This window comes from Sulfolobus sp. A20, from assembly GCF_001719125.1.
Classification (GTDB): domain Archaea; phylum Thermoproteota; class Thermoprotei_A; order Sulfolobales; family Sulfolobaceae; genus Saccharolobus.
In genome coordinates this window covers 2245043-2262748 of sequence record NZ_CP017006.1, presented here as the reverse complement: position 1 = coordinate 2262748, position 17706 = coordinate 2245043, and the positions used below count along the sequence as shown (strand labels likewise).

The window sequence follows — 17706 nt, the reverse complement described above, 5'->3', positions numbered from 1 at the left end:
AGAGTAGGAACTGACCTCCGCCCTAAAGGAGAGAGCTTGTCTTTTGTCAGATGCATAAGTTGTTATACCTATTAAAATATGAAAAATATCATCTAGAAAGACTATATCTTCTCTTAGCTAATATTAAACTTGTTATTAAGAAGCCTACAAGTGATGATGCTAAATAATATTCACTAACATACTGATATATGTTATTAGTCTCATAAACGTAGCCTGATATTCCTAAAGTTAATAAGAAGATAATAAAAGACGGCAACAATAGTACTTTCTTTTTGAAAGAAGCTAATAGTAGGGCAAACGAGATTATTATTAGTGGTAATAGAAAGCTCATTTCTGGCATGTTGTATACTTGAGCGTAACCCCTATACTGAGGTACAATAGCGATGAATCCGTAATGAATAGGGTATTGTAAGGGAATTGGATAAGTCCAATTCTCTGGAGTCAATATTATAGGTGGTCTAGGCTTCATAGAGAAGTTAAAGCTTTGTAATAATCCATCAACTCCCATCTCTGCCAAACTCGTTATATACGGTAGATGAAAGTTATAATCGATGAAGCCTAATAGTGTGTAACCGGATAGTGTATAATTATTAATATACGCCTCTTTCGCGTAAGGTGAAATTATTAATAACGGAATTCTTTGACCTAAGCCATAATGATTTATTGCGGGTGGTATTACTTGATCATAATACCCGCCTCCCTCATCAAAAGTTATAAAAATGACTGTAGAGCTCCAATACTTGCTCTCCATTACTGCATTTATCACCTCAACTAATTTTTCTTCTCCATATAATAGGTTAGCTGGTGGATGCATATCGTACATATCACTCCCTCCCCCTAAAAACATTACCCATGATACTTCTGGCAAATTACCGCTCTTCAAATCGTAATAAAACTGTGATAAACCAGCGAAGTGTGACCTATATTCAGATATTCCAGTAAAAGCATTTAGAGGCCAAGGTACTCCACCTTGATAATCATAAACGTAATACATCCAACTAATGTTATATGAGCTAAGCTGATAGAATATACTTTCATTTACTGGGATTACAGAACTTGCATCATCACTATAAAACGGTGGTGGAAACCCTGTTAAGTACGCTATTCTATTAGGTTCTGTTAACCCCATGACTGGAGCGAAATAGTTGTCAGCTAAAACGTATTCCTCAGCGTAATCCCAAAGGGGAGACAACTGCTGATACGAGAAATACGCTAAGGATTGTGGGCCAGAATAGAGAACAAAACCGTTTGGAGTATCAAACCAATAATCACCGTGATATGTAGTCCATCCTTCATTGGGATCAACCGTAGAGTTAGCATTAGCGTAATAAGGATGTGAGTAACCTAATATTGGTAACCAAGGTATGTTTGGGACTGAGATATAAGTTAACACTCTGTTCTTTGAATTTAGTAATTGCGTGTAGTTATCATAAAGTCCTACTGGCTCCATTACCGAAAGTGTGATATTATTAACTATTGGAGGATAACCAAACGGATAAGTGCCAAATAAATTATCAAACGAGTGATTTTCTTGAATGATTATTATGATATGCTTTATTGGCGTAACTGTATTATTATTAACTCCTATACTTAAGTGAATTGAAGGTAGAATTAATATGACGAACGAAAGGATTATTATTCCTACTTTTCTCATAACATAAAATTATGTTTTGGGTTATTAAATTTTAATTCTATAGGAATATATTGAAATATATAGGCTACATAAATTTTTGAAAGAGATAAGAGTGACAACAACGATTTGGTATGAATTGAATTTTTATTGCACAAAACGTGTTTTTAAATAAATTATTTATTCTGGTTTAAGGCTAATAGAATTGATTTCCTTTTTAATGATAGACCGACGTTTTACACTTTGGATGGAATTTCACTGGCCTCTTATCTTGTTATGCTTACTCTGACCATTAGATCCCCTCATCGATTCTCACTTGAGGAACAGTCGAGAGGCTCAGAGAACCATATAAGTTCATGATAGCAATGATCTGACCTCCTCCCCACCTTAAAAGGTGAGGTTTGCCGTTCTTTTATCATTTTTAACGTGTGCATTCTTAACTGATAGAGAGGCTTTCCCTCTCTGATTTATTAAATTAATTATTGCTTACTTTCTCCTCGCTAATTTTCCCCATTTTGTAAATTAAGAGGTTAAGGAATGTGCTTTATCCTTAATTTTTCCTAGAGACTACAAGCACATTTTTTGGTTATATCAAAATGTAATACTAAAATCTTTCAGAAATTAGTAGTATCGTTTGAAATTTTTATAAAAAAGTGGACTTTACGTTAATGTTAAATACGGCTTAAAAAGTATTAAAAGAAGTAGAATCAATATTTATATATAATACTATATAGTTTTCATTTCTTTTATAGATAAAGTTTATTAGATGAAAATAATAATGGTAAATATGGGTTTTAACGGGATAAAAGGTGAAATCAACGTACCGGGAGAAATACCTTGGGAGATAGTTGTAGTATACTTCGTTCTGGCCTTATTCTTCGTGTTCTATATAGGTAAAAAATATGGGGGATTAAAGCAATTTACTACTTTAGACTTAGTGTACATAGCAGTCGGTGCAGCCTTAGGTGTAGCGTGGGAGTTCTACATAGGGTCTTACTTAGGTAGGGTACTACCCTCCTCCCCATTTATAGGCGTAGGATTTTGGGGAAGGATTCTAATAGTTCTGATCTTCGTGGGTTTAGTCAGAAAAGTAGGTTCTGGGATGCTGTCCCTACTTATCTATAATATATTAAGTGACCTATTTCATTATGGTTTTGGAGGAGAACCAATCTTCACTATATACGAAACTCTAACTTATGGCTTATTTATAGACCTTATGATAGCATTAACGGGAGGAAAGATATTTGGTATTGGATTAAAGCCTTCAAATAATACAAATCAGCCCGAAGAGATAGTTCTGAAGAGCTTGAGGAGAAGACAAACCATTTTGGCAGTAGTGGAGGGAATAGTCCTAGGAATACTTTTTGCTATACCAGATCCAATATTTTACCTAGCCTTCTTCAGACCTTTCTTATATGGAGCTATAGTCAATTGGCAAACCGTGACGTTTGACTTAATAGCTTTCATACCGGGGGATGTTATAATAACTATAATTGCAGGTTTATTAGCCCTCAGAGTTTCAAGGGCTGTTGGACAATGAAATTTGTAGAAGTTAAAAATCTTTCAATAACGTATCTAGGTAACATAAGGCCTAGTCTGACTGTAGATCATTTAGAAATAGAGGAAGGAGAAGCTGTATTAATAGTAGGAAGATCAGGCTCTGGGAAATCAACCTTAGTAAATGCTATAAACGGGGTTATTCCCCACTTAATACGCGCTGAGGAAAAGGGAGAAGTAGTAGTTTTTGGAAACGATGTTAAAACTACTCCAATTCACAAAATGAGTAAGTATGTTGGAACTCTACTGCAAGACCCAGAAAGTCAAGTTTTTAATTATAAGGTTATAGATGAAGTAGCTTTTGGACCAGAGAACTTGATGTATCCACCTATGGAAATTAAGGAAAGGGTTTACAAATCGTTAAAAGTAACTGGTATTACTCACTTAGCTGAGAGAGAGATAAGTAAATTATCCGGTGGGGAATTACAGAGGACAGTTCTAGCATCAATCCTAGCTTTAGATCCCAAAGCACTAATCCTAGATGAGCCAACTTCAAATATTGACCCAGAAGGGACTAAACAAGTTTTCGATTTATTAAGGGCATTTAGAGAGGAGAGGAGGAGTCTGATAATTGTAGAACACAAGGTAGACAGAGTTTTGCCATATGTCGATAGGGTCATCCTAGTTAACAATGGTAAAATAGAATTAGATATTCATAAAGATGAAATAATAGAATATTCTGATAAACTTTCAAGCGAAGGCATAGAAATTCCAGAGCATTACTTACATTTGAAGAAGCTTGGGGCAACGAAGATTGATGAGGAATTATTAAAGGGGTACAAGCATACTATCCCATCTAGGAGAGATGGAGGAGATGAGGTATTTTACGCTAAGGTTAAGGTCTACACTAAGGAAGGGATGAGAATAGTTGACACTGAGTTGAGGTTAAAAGGTGGTCAGATAGTAGCATTAATGGGAAGGAATGGGGCTGGGAAGAGCACTTTACTGAAGGCAATTGCGGGGTTATTGGATAGGAAGTTGAAGAGCGATGTAAGGATTTTTGTCAATAGTGAGGATATCAGCAAAAAGCATATAATAGAAAGGGGTAAATACGTAGCTTACTTACCTCAAAACTTCGATCTAATATTCGTGAAGAGAAAGGTTAAGGATGAAATTACTTTTACAATGAAGAATCACAAGGTTTACTCTGAAGATAAGCTTAATCATTTCTTGAAGATATTTTCATTGGAGAAGATAAAGGAGGAAGATCCCCTAATCTTGTCTATGGGGCAGAGGAGAAGAGTTGCCATGGCTTCTGTTTTAGCTTCTGGAGCTAAGATTATATTGATGGATGAACCGACTAGTGGTCAAGATTGGTATCATAGAGAAATGTTGGGCAAAGAGCTTTTAACGTTAAGAGAGATGGGTTATACTATACTTGTTGTAACTCATGATTCAAGATTTGTTGACAAATTCTGCGACTTAATATACATTATGAGCAATGGCGAAGTTGTAAAAATTGGCAAACCAGATGAGCTTTTCATGAGTGAAGGAATAGAGGATTTAGGCATTTATCCGCCTACAGAGTATGAGGTGATGAGAAATCATAGCCATTAACCCTGTAATTCAACAATTAGTGAGCTGGATATTGTTCCTTTATGGATCAGTCATTCCTGCTTTAATAGTACTATTACTAATAGGAATTAAGGGTTTTGTGGAAATAACGAGGTATGAGAATGGTAAGTCATTTTATTACAAATTAAACCCATTGACAAAGATTGTTTTTGGAATTATCGTCATGATAGTTGCTTCAGTAACAGTTTGGTGGATAGGAGCTATTCTAACTTTGGTATTATTATTATCTTATTTAACATTAAATGACGGTAAGAGGAAATTCATGTATGCCTTTTATTTGTTCCTGTCAACCGTAATAGGAGGTACGTGGTCTGTGGCACCATATACTACCTACTCTGTATTACAATTGGCTGGATTAAGCGGAAATACGATAATTTGGACTTGGCCAACTTATTTTGAATTCTTTGGCTATGAACCATATTTAACTCTTCAACAGTTGATTTATGGTGTACAAGTTTCCTTTAGAATAGCTGCAGTAATAACAGCGTCTCTGATACTAATCCTTACCACTACTGCTTCTGACCTCTTTAGGATGTTTAATAAGATTAGAGTTCCATTACCTATTACTTTCGCCTTAACTGTAGCGTTTACAACAGTTCCAAAAATCTTCGACCTAATCGATACTTCCGTTAAGATGCAATTCTTAAGAGGTTTTGGATACGGTAAGCCGTTTTTCCTGAGACCGTTCTACTTATTAATAGCTGCGATTCTGGCTATCCCTCCAACGATAATATATTTGGCGAGGAATGCTAGGAATTTAGCTATTTCCGTAGACACTAGGGGATTTAGGGCTTATAATAGTAGGACTAGCCTAGTTGAAATACCTTTCACTAAGTACGATGAAATTATGTGGGGGGTAATAATATTGCTAATTGTCCTAGCCGTTTTGGCTAATGTACTAGGATTTGGTAGGACAATCCCATATACTGGGCTATAGCTTTTTTACCTTGTAATTTAAACGTCATGTTATTTTTTCGGTTAAAAGCAATGAATCTTAATAGAGGATTTTTATATTTCTATTCATTATATAATAACATGGCTACAGATTTAATTTATTCGTCTCTAGTAAAAGTGAGAGAAGGTTTATTGTACGCCATAATAACGGTTTTTATAGGATTTATCGCACTGATAGGATTTTTTGCAAATATTGTGATAGGAATAATTCTATTCATTATAGCCCTAATAATAGGTATATTATCGCTAATAAGACTTTATGGTGGGTTCTCTGGTCTTTCATCTTCTGTAAATAATATGGGACTAGGCAAAATAGGAGCTATATTCTTAGCAATTCCATTTCTGGACATATTAGGTATAATCTTTGTAGGAATAGCAATATATTCTATAGGAGATAAATTTAACAATGGTAATACCAAAATAGGTGGAATTTTAGGTGCTATACCTATAGGTATAGTGGCTTTTATAGGTTATATATTAGCCTACATAGGGATAGGAGAAATATTGAGAAGTTATACACCAGCATCTAATGTACAGCCAACTATGCAAGGGCAACAGCTGCAAGCTATGGGTAATTTAAAAGGAAATATTGCTAACGTTACGATTAACTCCCCTTTTAAAGCGCGGATTTTAGATGCTACATTAGAGGAGTTCCAGTTACACGCGTTAAACATCTCACCTATGGAATTAAATAGTGGAACAAATTTCGTTACAATAACGTTTCCTCCCCTTCCCACTGGCTTAAAACCAGGAGGATATTATAAAATAAAGCTTACGTTGGATAATAATACGATTATTTACGCTACGTTAAATTACCAACCTTAACTTTTATTACATTAAGAGTTAATGATATAGTTATTTTGATATAAATTTTTATACTGTAGGAGAGTGCTTTTAGGGTGAGTATATAAGGAAGAGGGTAAGGGAGGAGTACATTAAATACATCTACGTAAGCAAACGTCCTAGAATTCTGATTGCTTCTACTAGTGACTAAACTTCTCACCTTTTTAGTACTGCAGTCCTTGGAAAAAATTCAAGCTATGGCTGAGGAATTGAGTACATTATTTTTTTCTCTCTATCATCCCTCATTAATTTAGCGTTACCTATATCTTCTCCGATTAGGTTTAGAGCTTTCAATATTTAGCCTTGATGAGAATATTCTAGAAAAAATTAGAATTCTTCAAATGTAGGTCTTTTCTTCTTTACGAAAGTTCCTACTCTCAAATCTCTTAAAGCTTCCATTATCTGATCTTCAGTGTTCATAACTATTGGACCATACCAGGCTACAGGCTCGTTAATAGGTTTGCCAGAAAGTAAGATGAATCTACCTTTACCACTTATATCCACTTCGTCTCCCTCTCTATCAAATACGATTAAAGTCCCTTCCCCTACGGAAGTGTTAGCTGTATTAATATCCCCGCTAACCACGTATACTAGAACAGTGTAGCCGTTCTTTACCGGTATTTTTACCTGCCCATCTAGAACTATGTCAAAATACGTGGGATCAACTGGACTTTTTACCCTTACTGGACCTTCAAAACCTTTGTATTCTCCAGCAAGTATTTGAATAGTTCCGAAATCATAAGTTTCCTTAGGAATTTGTTTTACATCTCTATAAACTGGGTCAGTCATCTTCATGTAGGATGGTAAGTTTATCCATAATTGTAGCCCATTCATCTCCTCTGGCTTCTGATTGTATTTCACAATTTCCCAACCTTCTAATGGCATGGGCATCTCTTCATGAAAGATACCACTCCCTGCAGTCATCCACTGTGACTGTCCCGGATAAATTACACCCCTATTTCCTTCACTGTCTTGATGCTCTACTTTCCCCTTATATAACAGCGTTACTGTCTCAATGCCTCTGTGAGGATGCCACGGAAAGCCGGCAATATAGTCAGATGGATCTGATGAGCCAAAGAAGTCTAGTAATAGGAAAGGATCAGTTAAATTAACAGTTCTAGGTCCTCCGAAGACTCTGTACAGCTTTACACCGGCACCGTCCATTGTATATTTTCCTTTTATTAATGTACTTATGCCTCTTTTCATAATATAAGAATATTTTTCGTTGCATTTAAGTTTGATCCAACTTAGTCATGATTATCTAAGCTTATGAGTTTAAGGGAGAGGATAAACAAGTTTTATGCTCAAAATTAAATTCCCCTCTTTCAATTATAAGGTATATGAAATGTAATCTAGAAGTGTACCCGTTACCTAACGACTTTCCCAAGGACGAAGTAGACGTTCATAGGGTTATCCACAACGATGACAAGTATTTTATAAGGATAGATTTTAATAATTCGCCTAATTATATTACAATAGATAATCAGAAGATAGTCTTTCATTCTGAGTTTCTGGCTAGCCTAGCGAAGAATGCAGAGGAATGTAGCGTAACAGAAATAATGAAAGAGGTTATATACGGTATTCTTTACGAGTTTGGTTCTAAGAGAATTGAACTTCACAAAAGAATTGAAGATTTATTCCAAAGGATTGCTGAGGGCAAAATAACTGATACCTCAAATATAATATCAATACATTCCTCAATAATTACGCTCTATTCCGATTCTTCATCCCTATATTATGTGGTGAAGAAGTTGTCTAAATTCTTAGATAAGGAAGTCGAAGAGGATTGCTTATTCGCCTATGATAGGGCTGAAATATTGGTCACAAGGGAATCTGATCTATACAACATATACTTAACTGAAATACAGAATAATTTAAATATAATTATAAAGAAATTAACTTCCATATCCTTTATCTTTCTACCCATTACGGCAATAGCGAGTATATACGCTGTAAGCTTCGTGAACTTACCCTCTAATTTCATGACTTTAAATTTTGTATATTTTACCATTCCTTTAGTATTAATTGGAATATTGTTAACGATTTATTTGAGAAAAATTGGATGGCTATGATAAAAGAACGGCAAACCTTACCCTTCAGTGTGAGGTCAAATTTATTGTTAAAGAGAATAAACAGTTCAGATTGAACGTTTTAGGCGTTTTTTAATTTTGAACAGGATTACTCTAATTTGAATCCTCTTTATAGAATACTATACGATCTAACTTGAGTAAAATTTTAAGTTAACTCTCATGATAATTATAACATGGTAGATAGGGTAAGGACTTACATTCCCGGACTAGACGAGATATTGTATGGTGGTATTCCGGAAAGGAGCATTGTATTACTTTCCGGTGGCCCTGGAACCGGGAAGTCAATAGCAGCTAAACAGTTTATATATAATGGATTGGTTAGAGATGAGGCTGGAATCTATGTCACCTTAGAGGAGCATCCAGTATCCGTCTTAAGGAGTTTTAAGCACTTCAATTGGGACGTGATGAAATATGAAAAGGATGGAAAGTTTGCAATAGTTGATGCATTTACTGGAGGAGTTGGAAGTATTGCTCAAAGAGAAAAATACGTTGTCAAACAAGTTGACAGTGTAGATGAACTTTCTGAAGTATTAAGACAAGCAATAAAGGATATTAAGGCAACTAGATTAGCTATTGACTCAGTCAGTACGCTTTATTTAACTAAACCAGCCATGGCTAGAAGTGTTGTAATGAAGTTGAAGAGAGTCATATCAGGCTTAGGTTGTACAGCTTTCTTCGTTAGCCAAGTATCTGTAGGTGAAAGAGGTTTTGGAGGACCAGGTGTTGAACACGCTGTTGATGGAATAATAAGGCTAGACTTAGATGAAATAGATGGTAAGTTATATAGGTCAATAATTGTGTGGAAGATGAGGGATACTAAAATATCTATGGTTAGACACCCTATGGAGATAGCTGACAACGGAATAGTAGTTGAGTGGGATAAATATCTTAGGATAGCTCCAAATTCTGCATCGATTTTGCCGTTAAGCAAAGAGGAAATTGAGGAGATGAAGAAATCTGTAGAACAGGTTGAACTTAAAGGTAAAGAGAGAAGAGTAATAGAGGAAGAAGAGGAGTGATTCACTTTTCTTTTAGCCTAAAGTTAATTAACTTTCCCCTTAGAAGTTTCATAATTTCTAAGTTAATATCGTCTATTTCTCCAATTAAGTTAAAAGGTGCTACGTCTAAGTCCCTTGTAAATATCCATATATCTCTTCCCCTCAAAGCTACGGAGTTCCTAAATATTTTAGTATAACACTTACAGTTAAGGGGAAATTGCTGATCAGTTATTGCTACAATAGCGTATTCTCTATCCTCATCTTCCACCCTAAACTTGTTTTTAGTCAAATATTCAATCACATCTTCTCTGTAAACCTTTATCCTCACAACGTTCCCTTCTAATCTAGCTACTTCTTGAACTTGGATTAGCCATTCCTCTTTAGGAATTGGGTCCCCTATTAACACCCTATCAACGTATTTAAAAAGGTAGTTTGCGGAATCAAATGGTTCTATAAATCGCAATATTTCTAATGTAGTTCTCAAGTTAAACATAGGCGTGGATATGAAAGCACCTATTTCAATACCTTTCTCCTTAAGCAATCTATTCTTTTCATGAAAAATCTCTCTAGAAATCCCAGAGTATATAACAGGGTAGTAATTATGTATGGCCTTTACTCTTTCTGGATCGGCATTCCTTGTAATATACTCTAATTCTTCTCTAGTTACTAACATTGGATTCAGCTCGACGATTAATTGCCTACTCATTTCAACTATCTCTTCCTTCTTGAACCCATAATCAGCCCTAACTCCCTTAAAGCCAGCCTCTTTAAACTTAGACAGATCTCTCGGAGAGGAGTTGAGTTCCTTCAAAATTTCTGGATTAATATCTAGAAAAGCGTAATAGTCATCAGCGCCCCTTAATAATTCTTTCGCTATTTCAAAAGCTTCTCTAACTGGTGTTTTCCAATGTGTTCCGGGACCTATACCCATGAAGATCTCAGAAAAGCCATAATCTCTAGCTATTTTCATTAACTTAATCTGTTCCTCCTTAATCTCCTTCCATCCCGGAAATATCGAAAACCCAATCTTCTTCATAATTGGAGAAATGTGTGATTAGTATATTACTTTTTCTTTTCATGTTCAACGGAAACACCCTTTATCGAAACAACTTCCTCCTTGCCCTAAAGGGCGAGGTTTTCATAACTTTGTAAATATTTTAGATACTAATAAAAAATAACTAGCCTTTTAAGGCAGGGGATAAAGTTTGAATAAACAATCTTAAAGGTTATTCTTGTGCCTTAGTTGTTAGTAAACACTTTAAGCTCATGGATATTGTGCTAAAGAGGTTGATAAAAAAGATGGGCAACTTTCAAGGTATTTGATGAACTTGGAGGGAAGCCATAGAGGGTAGATGAGAATGCTCCTCAGTACATGTAAATATAAGTCCAGAGAAAGGGGTAATGTAGCTGAGGACCTAACCATCACTGGACGAATGAAGCGTGTATTAAAAACGGCTATGAAGGAGATAAACCTTCGAATAGGTCTATGGGAACTATAGCCTTTCAAGATGGGAGGAGATAAGTATAAAGTTGAGGAAAGTTTTGCCATTTACGGCTTGGAGGAAGTCAGTTCATTTACGGTCTTTTTAATAAGATATTCTACAAAAAAGTTATATAACGTTAGTCACGTATTCAGCTTCAATTATATCCGAATTAAATATAGCTTTAGCTATTTTCCCATCAAGTTTAGCCCTTAACGAATGCCCTGGACTTTTACCAGCTCTTAACGTGATCTCTTTTAGCCTACCTTCCCTTAACACGTGTAGGATAACACTTTCCCTTACTTCTAAGGGTTTTGCGGTATTATCTATACTAATGATTTGGTCATCTGGCATTAAACCAGCAAAGTCTGCTGGGGAATCATCCTCCACAAACCTCACTTTGTTTCCATCTAGGATAATTCCATAATATGGTTTGTCCTTATCAAAAACCTCTAAGTGTATATAGTCCCTTAAAGCTTTAAATATCTCATAAGCCGGTCTATATGCTAGGTAGAGTTCATCAAATCCCAAATTGGTTAAGATTCTGTCTAAGTCTTCAAAAGTGTATTTACCCTTATCTCGTAATGAAATGAAAACTTCATCTATTCTTTTACCCCTCTCAATCAGCTTTAGGTCAGTGTAAAATCCTAAGGCTAAGCCACCATCGTAATATGATACTGATGAGTTTAGGAAGTTTTCGTCTTGCTTATAATACTTTATCCATGCCGTTTTAGATGCTTCAGAGAGACTCACTCTCTTACTCCCTGGGAAGGTTAAGTTATGAAGAGAATTAAGTATTTTCTTCAACCCCTCGTTAGGCTTGATCAGATTACTTCTCAACGTGATTAACAAAGCCATGTAATCAGTGAAGCCTTCAGCGAACCAAAGGAGATCAGTATATACTTCCCTCTCGTAGTTGTGCTCTAAGTCCTTAGGTATTAGAACCTTAACGTTAAGTCTATGAAAGTATTCATGAGCGAAGAGTACAGCTAACTCCTTCCTATCCCACGATACGACTATGGCTGATGAGTTCTTGTGCTCAATACCGCCGTAGTTTTTATCCGATCTTCTGAAGTGAAAAACATATTTATTACTAGGCTTGATCACTTTATCAGCTTCCATTACTATTTTTCTTATCATTTCCTCATCTATCTCATCAATTGTTGAAACGGAGTGATAATCATCTATTATCAATTCCCTCAAATAGGGAGAAGCTTCAATTGGTGAATCAGCGAACTCATGGTAGTTTTCAGCACAATAATAATCTCCTTCTTTCTTTAATGTAGTGACCACATTCCAATGAACTAGAACCTTTACACAATACTTTTCATGCAAGTCTTGAAAAGGAAATACTGCGGGGGGATTAATAAATAAGTAGTCGTTGGTGGAAATGGCTTCTCTCTGATCCTTACTTGAGGCGTAATATAAGTATTTAAATTTGTCTTTAACGTAGAACTTGTTCTTAGAAATTCTAAATCCTTCTATTTCCACAACGTTTCTCTCTAAATCCCTTATCACGTATGAACCTGGAACATACGTGGGAAAAGTTATTACTCCTTCTTTACCTTCTGCTAAAATTTCTAAATACCTATTTCTAGGCTTTACTGTGAAGATCATAATAATGAAAAGGATAATCGTCTAATAAGCTTTTCAACGAAAATGAAGATAACTCCCACTATTAATGTCAGAATAATTTCAAAATATATCTTATAATTTACATAATAATCTTTATTCACAATTTCCACATAGCTGGAGTTCACAGCATAAGCGTTAGCATAAATGAATTGAAAGTGAGAGGTAGAATTGGTAACTACGAATTGAGGATTATAGGCATAAAGAAATACTACGTACTTATAAGTATTATTAACGATAATGTAAAGAGAAGGATTTACTTCATAGTACCTAATCGGATGTAATATTTGAGATAAGTTAATATATCTTAAATCTTTTAATGTAAGGTTAGAGATATTATAGTTAGTACCCAAGATGAGAGAGGAATTAACTTTGACTTTATAAACATAATAAGGGGTAAAATTACTTGCTAATGAGAACAGTTGAGTGTAATTCTCTAGATTAGAAATGTAACGAGATTCGAAAACAAAACCCTCTACATCACCCTGAATCACTAAGTATTTTACGTTAATAATGAAGAGGAGATTCCTAAGAAAAGTTATGTTAGATGCATTGTATGTAAACAAGTTATCATTTATTAAATGATAAATATAACCTAAGGCAGGATTAGCGTAATCGTATCCTCCACCTATGAAGACTGGTTTATTTAAAAATAATGGAAGAAGGTTAACTCCATAATACCAATCCGTTTGTGTCCAGAGATAGGATTGGGGAATTGCATAGACGTTAAAATTTCCTTGCTCATCATTTATATAACTCACAGTTTTTATGAAATAATTTGGGACATGAATTATAGCTAACCCTTGACCGTAGACAGATGGGAAGAAAGCTAAAATGGCTAAGAGGAGAAAAAGTAGAGAAGTAAGCTTTTTTCTATTAAACTCGTTAATAACGTAGGATAAGCCAACTGGAATTATAATGGATAGTATTAGTCCTTGAATCCAAAAAAGAGCTACTGTAGGTGTTCTAAAATCTACAAAGTACTTAAAGTGTAAAAATAAGTAATTATATACTTCACCGAAAGGTGAGTCTAAGTTTGAGGCGAAGGTTGCAGATATTAAATACAGTATTACCCAAAATAACAGATTTTTATCCTTGTAAGCTAAGATGAATGGAATAAGTATTAAGGGTACGGTGAGAATCAGAAAAGGGATTAAAGTTTTACTTACTTGAAATATTCCTAAGAAAACGTAAGCAAAGGGTCTTGAATTGCTCACAAAGAATTGATAGGATAATTGAAGAAAACTCGAATCATTCAAGAAAGAGTTTACCGTAGGCACAGTTATGAAAAGCCAATAGGCATTAGCTAAGATGAAGAATATGGGAATTAGAAATAGGTTTATTAAGTTTATTTTTGATCTATTAAATATAAAGAGACCTACTATCAATATTCCTAGAAAACCTACTATTTCCCCGAAGTTCGCAAAATTAGATATTCCCCCTATTATACAGAAGAGGATAATCAATATGCCGTAATATCTCAATTTACTCAACATTTTAGTCTCCTCGAAGGCTTTCTTCAAGTAATAAATCAGTGGTGGAAACAGAGAGTAAAGAAACACGTTGGTGAGTATTACTATCCCGGCTAGTCCATTATAATCAGAGAAGTAAAACGCCCAGTTAGTCATGTACACTATGCTTACTATTAAAGGGGTTATCACATTATCCCTATATCTAAGGTAAGGGGTTACTATTTTATACATGTAAGATGCTCCGAGGAAGAAGAGTAAAATCAATAAAAGGTATTCACTATAATAGAATCGAAGTGCATTAAATAAAGCGAAAGCCCCACTAAACCATATGCTAGGGGCAGAGATTGTAGGACCAGATAGAAAAGGGAAATTGGATATGGCGTAAAATAAGTTATTAATGAAATTTGACTCCGGGACATAGGGAAATGATAGTGTACCTTGATCACCTCCGTACCATAATCCTCCCTTCAGCCATATTACTATTTGAAGGATGACGTAAGCTAATATGACCATGTAGTCTTGTCTAACTCTTTGAGATTGCATTCATCTAGTTAGTGAAATAGGAGAATATATTACTTTTCTCGATATTCAAAATGGTTGAGCGATTTTATTGTGAATATTGAAATTAAAAATACTCATTAATTCATCTATTGCTGTATTATAATATTCTTATATTGCAGAAAACGATCTTAAGCTTTTTATTTTCATTTACTATTCGTATATCTATGAATAAAGCTGAGATGCTCTTTGAAGCGTATAAGAATAGAAGAGAAATTGAGCCTTTTCCTCTTGAGAAAGATGAGGCATTGCAAGTATATAATGAATTCTCTAGAATGTTAGTAGAGAATGAAGGTTTAGGTGGATATAAAATCGCTCTACAAGGTAAGGCAATTGGTGTATTAACAAAACCCATGATCACGTTTAACAACGAGATTGACTTATGGTTTAAGACTCATAAATTGGAGGTTGAGATAATAGCTCTAGTAAAGAATGGTAAAGTAGAGAAGACGTTTCTAGGTCTTGAGATACCTGCTACTAGGTTTAATACATGGGATTTAGGGGAACATTATATCATAGCAGATGACGCATTTGCAGGAAGATTGTATGTAGGTAAGCAGATAGAGCCACCTTTTGGAACGTTTAAGTTAATAATCAACGATGAGTTCGTAGCTGAAGGAGGTCCTACTTATAATCCTTCTGATGTAGTTAAACCTAACATGGAGGGTTACGTCTCCTTAGGAGTGTTCATAGGACCTTATAAGATAAGTAAGGGAGATAAAGTAAGGGTTGAAGGAAAGAAGACGATAACAGTGAAGTTTTCATAAAAATTTTTACTGATTAAATTCTTTTTCTAACCACTCCTGCCATTTTATTCCGTTCTCATCCATTCCTCTTTCAACCTCATACCCCATAGCCATCCATAGAGCCATTCCTCCTATCACGTAATAAGCCCTTCTCTTATAAATATGTGGCATTCCATAAGTCGCATATCTTGCCCTATTCCCATGCTCACAGAACACTGCTACGTCCTTATGTTGGGGAATATACTTTGCCAATATTTCCAAGTAGTCTAACGGTACTAATAATGCCCCGGGTATGTGATGATCTTCATATTCTTCTGGTGTTCTAACATCTAATATTATTACTTGATTTTTCTTCCACAACTTTCTTACCATCGATGGAGGTAAATCAATTATGTTTTTATAAAATGGTGAGGCGTATTGCTCTACCACTTGCATATGCTAATATACTTTAACAGTGTTTATAAGTTTGTCTAGAATATACTAAATAAATTTTGTTTTATAAAAAGTAATTAAAGGAAATTTAATCAATAGATAAATACGAGCTGGTAAAAATAATTGATTATATCCTCACGTCTACTACTCTGACTTCCTCTCAGCACTAAAAGGCGAGATTTCATCATCAAGTCTAATTATGAGCGTGTATCGTTGCTATCAATTCCATTATCGATAAGCTTCTTTGAAAATTGTATCGTCGATTTTCCTCTCCTTCTTATTCCAGACAACGCTATAATGTTTGTAGATTTTAATAACCTAAAAATATTATTAATATATCCCTCTCTTTGAATACCTACATCTATTTTTCCTCCTCAGAAGTCCAACTCTGACAATATTGATAGAAGTTCAGTATCATCTACAAATTCTTTTACAATACATAACCAATATCTTTCTATACATGTAGGAAACGAGCAGATAAAATGTTAGGCTAATTACTTTTATACTACTCTAGTGTATTTTTGGAAGTGGACTATGATAGTAAAGTAGCGTACATGCTAATAAACGTTTTTTATCAGCTAGTTATTGGAATGATATATCCCTTATTACCTCTTTTTATGAAATCGATTGGAATAAGTATTATTGTGATTAGTATTGTTATTTCTGGAATATCGATTATATCCTTTGCCTCATCAATAATTATCGGTTATTTTTACGATAGAATAAAGGGAAAGAGAAATGGTATGATAATGGGTATAATGGGTGAACTAATATTAATATTTTTATCGTTATTTTATCGTTTAATACTTGCTTTTCCATTATTAGGTTTCACTATATCAGCTATGTATCCTATGATCATGGTCTCAGCTTCTGAAGGAACTGAGGCTGAGAAGAGGTTTGGTTTCTTTTGGTTAGGCGGATCAATAGGATGGTCTATAGGTACTGGAATAACGGGAATTGTTTTTAAGACCTTAGGTATTAACTATATTTTTGGCATATCAGCCATCTTTTATGCAATTATGGTATATCTTAGCTTATCTCAGTATAGTAGTAAAACCAAAGTAGTAAGTGGAAACACGCCCGTACCCATTAGTCAAATGATTACGATAATCTCGTTTTTAGGAATATTTGTCCTCTTCTCAATAGATACTATTAAAAACCTCTATTTGCCTACCTACTATACCTTTGACTTAGGAGTTAGTTTACCCCTATCTACACTTACATTAAGTGTTGAGGCTATACTAGAAATACCATCGATCCTTTTCTTTACCTATTTGATTTCAAAGAAAGTAAAGAATTCAAAGGTATTCTCATTAAGTTTTATGCTTGCCTCTCTTTACCTCTTACTAAATTACATTGCATTTAATACTATTTCAGCATTTATAGCTATGTCATTTTATTGTCTAGTTTGGGGAAGTTTCATCGTATCAAGTAGTATAATTGTGGCAAACTTAAGTCAGAAGTTTAGAGGTTTAGGATTTGGAATCTTTAATTCTCTATATCCATTATCCGGTATTATTACACCCCTATACATGGGAGTTATGATAAAGACTTTGGGATATAAGCAATCTCTTCTCTATTTATCCCTTATTCCCTTACTAGTTGGAATATTTTATTACCTTATTCAATATGAAAATAAAGTAAAATGAGAGCTAATATTCATCGTAACATTTGGATTGCGTAGAAAATTTTGCGATTTTTTATCTAGTGTGCTGACTGAATCCTCTTTATTGACAAA

The 17706-nt window shown here is 34.6% G+C and carries 14 protein-coding genes; 8 read left to right on the top strand and 6 right to left on the bottom strand.

Features of this window, described 5'->3' with window-relative positions; genetic code table 11:
• Positions 1–88: 88 nt before the first annotated feature.
• Positions 89–1654, bottom strand: a complete 1566-nt coding sequence (locus BFU36_RS11705) for a phospholipase C (protein ID WP_069284193.1) — start codon at positions 1652–1654, stop codon at positions 89–91.
• Between the two features lie 763 nt (positions 1655–2417).
• Here BFU36_RS11705 and BFU36_RS11700 point away from each other — a divergent pair.
• The 4 genes from BFU36_RS11700 (at position 2418) to BFU36_RS11685 (ending at position 6541) form a co-directional block, all read left to right on the top strand.
• A complete protein-coding gene (locus BFU36_RS11700) occupies positions 2418–3170 on the top strand; it encodes a hypothetical protein (RefSeq protein WP_069284766.1) in 753 nt (250 codons plus the stop codon).
• Entirely contained in the window at positions 3167–4744 is a 1578-nt protein-coding gene (locus BFU36_RS11695; protein WP_069284192.1) for an ABC transporter ATP-binding protein, read from the top strand. Before BFU36_RS11700 ends, BFU36_RS11695 begins: the two co-directional genes overlap by 4 nt.
• Positions 4740–5699 (top strand): energy-coupling factor transporter transmembrane protein EcfT, encoded by a 960-nt coding sequence (locus tag BFU36_RS11690; RefSeq protein ID WP_069284191.1) that lies wholly within the window; start codon positions 4740–4742, stop codon positions 5697–5699. Before BFU36_RS11695 ends, BFU36_RS11690 begins: the two co-directional genes overlap by 5 nt.
• 98 nt (positions 5700–5797) lie before the next feature.
• The gene (locus BFU36_RS11685; RefSeq protein WP_197490530.1) at positions 5798–6541 is read left to right on the top strand and encodes a DUF973 family protein; all 744 of its coding nucleotides are present in this window, start codon (positions 5798–5800) and stop codon (positions 6539–6541) included.
• Between the two features lie 345 nt (positions 6542–6886).
• On the opposite strand, the gene BFU36_RS11680 is transcribed toward BFU36_RS11685, so the two are convergent.
• Positions 6887–7765: a pirin family protein gene (locus BFU36_RS11680; RefSeq protein ID WP_069284189.1), complete on the bottom strand. Its 879-nt coding sequence runs from the start codon at positions 7763–7765 to the stop codon at positions 6887–6889.
• Positions 7766–7899: 134 nt separating this feature from the next.
• Here BFU36_RS11680 and BFU36_RS11675 point away from each other — a divergent pair, with 134 nt between their 5' ends.
• Positions 7900–8631, top strand: coding sequence for a CorA family divalent cation transporter (locus BFU36_RS11675; RefSeq protein ID WP_069284188.1), 732 nt, complete (start codon positions 7900–7902; stop codon positions 8629–8631).
• 191 nt (positions 8632–8822) lie between these two features.
• Positions 8823–9668 carry a KaiC domain-containing protein gene (locus BFU36_RS11670; RefSeq protein WP_069284187.1) on the top strand — a complete coding sequence of 282 codons (846 nt, stop codon included), beginning with the start codon at positions 8823–8825 and terminating at the stop codon, positions 9666–9668.
• A 1-nt stretch (position 9669) separates the two neighbouring features.
• On the opposite strand, the gene BFU36_RS11665 is transcribed toward BFU36_RS11670, so the two are convergent.
• The 3 genes from BFU36_RS11665 to BFU36_RS11655 all read right to left on the bottom strand — a co-directional run bounded on the left by BFU36_RS11665 (position 9670) and on the right by BFU36_RS11655 (position 14775).
• Positions 9670–10683, bottom strand: a complete 1014-nt coding sequence (locus BFU36_RS11665) for a MupG family TIM beta-alpha barrel fold protein (protein WP_069284186.1) — start codon at positions 10681–10683, stop codon at positions 9670–9672.
• A 574-nt stretch (positions 10684–11257) separates the two neighbouring features.
• On the bottom strand, positions 11258–12745 hold the full coding sequence (locus BFU36_RS11660) for a M61 family metallopeptidase (RefSeq protein WP_069284185.1): 1488 nt from the start codon (positions 12743–12745) through the stop codon (positions 11258–11260).
• Positions 12742–14775 carry a hypothetical protein gene (locus BFU36_RS11655; protein ID WP_069284184.1) on the bottom strand — a complete coding sequence of 678 codons (2034 nt, stop codon included), beginning with the start codon at positions 14773–14775 and terminating at the stop codon, positions 12742–12744. The genes BFU36_RS11660 and BFU36_RS11655 overlap by 4 nt, the downstream gene beginning before the upstream one ends.
• Positions 14776–14957: 182 nt before the next feature.
• Here BFU36_RS11655 and BFU36_RS11650 point away from each other — a divergent pair, with 182 nt between their 5' ends.
• A complete protein-coding gene (locus BFU36_RS11650) occupies positions 14958–15557 on the top strand; it encodes a 2-keto-4-pentenoate hydratase (RefSeq protein ID WP_069284183.1) in 600 nt (199 codons plus the stop codon).
• Between the two features lie 6 nt (positions 15558–15563).
• Here BFU36_RS11650 and BFU36_RS11645 read toward each other — a convergent pair whose 3' ends face one another.
• Positions 15564–15971 (bottom strand): rhodanese-like domain-containing protein, encoded by a 408-nt coding sequence (locus BFU36_RS11645; protein WP_069284182.1) that lies wholly within the window; start codon positions 15969–15971, stop codon positions 15564–15566.
• A 524-nt stretch (positions 15972–16495) separates the two neighbouring features.
• On the opposite strand from BFU36_RS11645, the gene BFU36_RS11640 reads away from it, so the two are divergent.
• On the top strand, positions 16496–17617 hold the full coding sequence (locus BFU36_RS11640; protein WP_231961308.1) for an MFS transporter: 1122 nt from the start codon (positions 16496–16498) through the stop codon (positions 17615–17617).
• Positions 17618–17706: the final 89 nt, after the last annotated feature.

Excerpts from the sequence above, each read along its gene's own strand:
- BFU36_RS11670 (WP_069284187.1), top strand. The coding sequence starts at position 8,823 with ATGGTAGATAGGGTAAGGACTTACATTCCCGGACTAGACGAGATATTG.
- BFU36_RS11675 (WP_069284188.1), top strand. The coding sequence starts at position 7,900 with ATGAAATGTAATCTAGAAGTGTACCCGTTACCTAACGACTTTCCCAAG.
- BFU36_RS11650 (WP_069284183.1), top strand. The coding sequence starts at position 14,958 with ATGAATAAAGCTGAGATGCTCTTTGAAGCGTATAAGAATAGAAGAGAA.
- BFU36_RS11645 (WP_069284182.1), bottom strand. The coding sequence starts at position 15,971 with ATGCAAGTGGTAGAGCAATACGCCTCACCATTTTATAAAAACATAATT.
- BFU36_RS11700 (WP_069284766.1), top strand. The coding sequence starts at position 2,418 with ATGGGTTTTAACGGGATAAAAGGTGAAATCAACGTACCGGGAGAAATA.
- BFU36_RS11655 (WP_069284184.1), bottom strand. The coding sequence starts at position 14,775 with ATGCAATCTCAAAGAGTTAGACAAGACTACATGGTCATATTAGCTTAC.
- BFU36_RS11685 (WP_197490530.1), top strand. The coding sequence starts at position 5,798 with ATGGCTACAGATTTAATTTATTCGTCTCTAGTAAAAGTGAGAGAAGGT.
- BFU36_RS11660 (WP_069284185.1), bottom strand. The coding sequence starts at position 12,745 with ATGATCTTCACAGTAAAGCCTAGAAATAGGTATTTAGAAATTTTAGCA.
- BFU36_RS11705 (WP_069284193.1), bottom strand. The coding sequence starts at position 1,654 with ATGAGAAAAGTAGGAATAATAATCCTTTCGTTCGTCATATTAATTCTA.
- BFU36_RS11680 (WP_069284189.1), bottom strand. The coding sequence starts at position 7,765 with ATGAAAAGAGGCATAAGTACATTAATAAAAGGAAAATATACAATGGAC.
- BFU36_RS11695 (WP_069284192.1), top strand. The coding sequence starts at position 3,167 with ATGAAATTTGTAGAAGTTAAAAATCTTTCAATAACGTATCTAGGTAAC.
- BFU36_RS11665 (WP_069284186.1), bottom strand. The coding sequence starts at position 10,683 with ATGAAGAAGATTGGGTTTTCGATATTTCCGGGATGGAAGGAGATTAAG.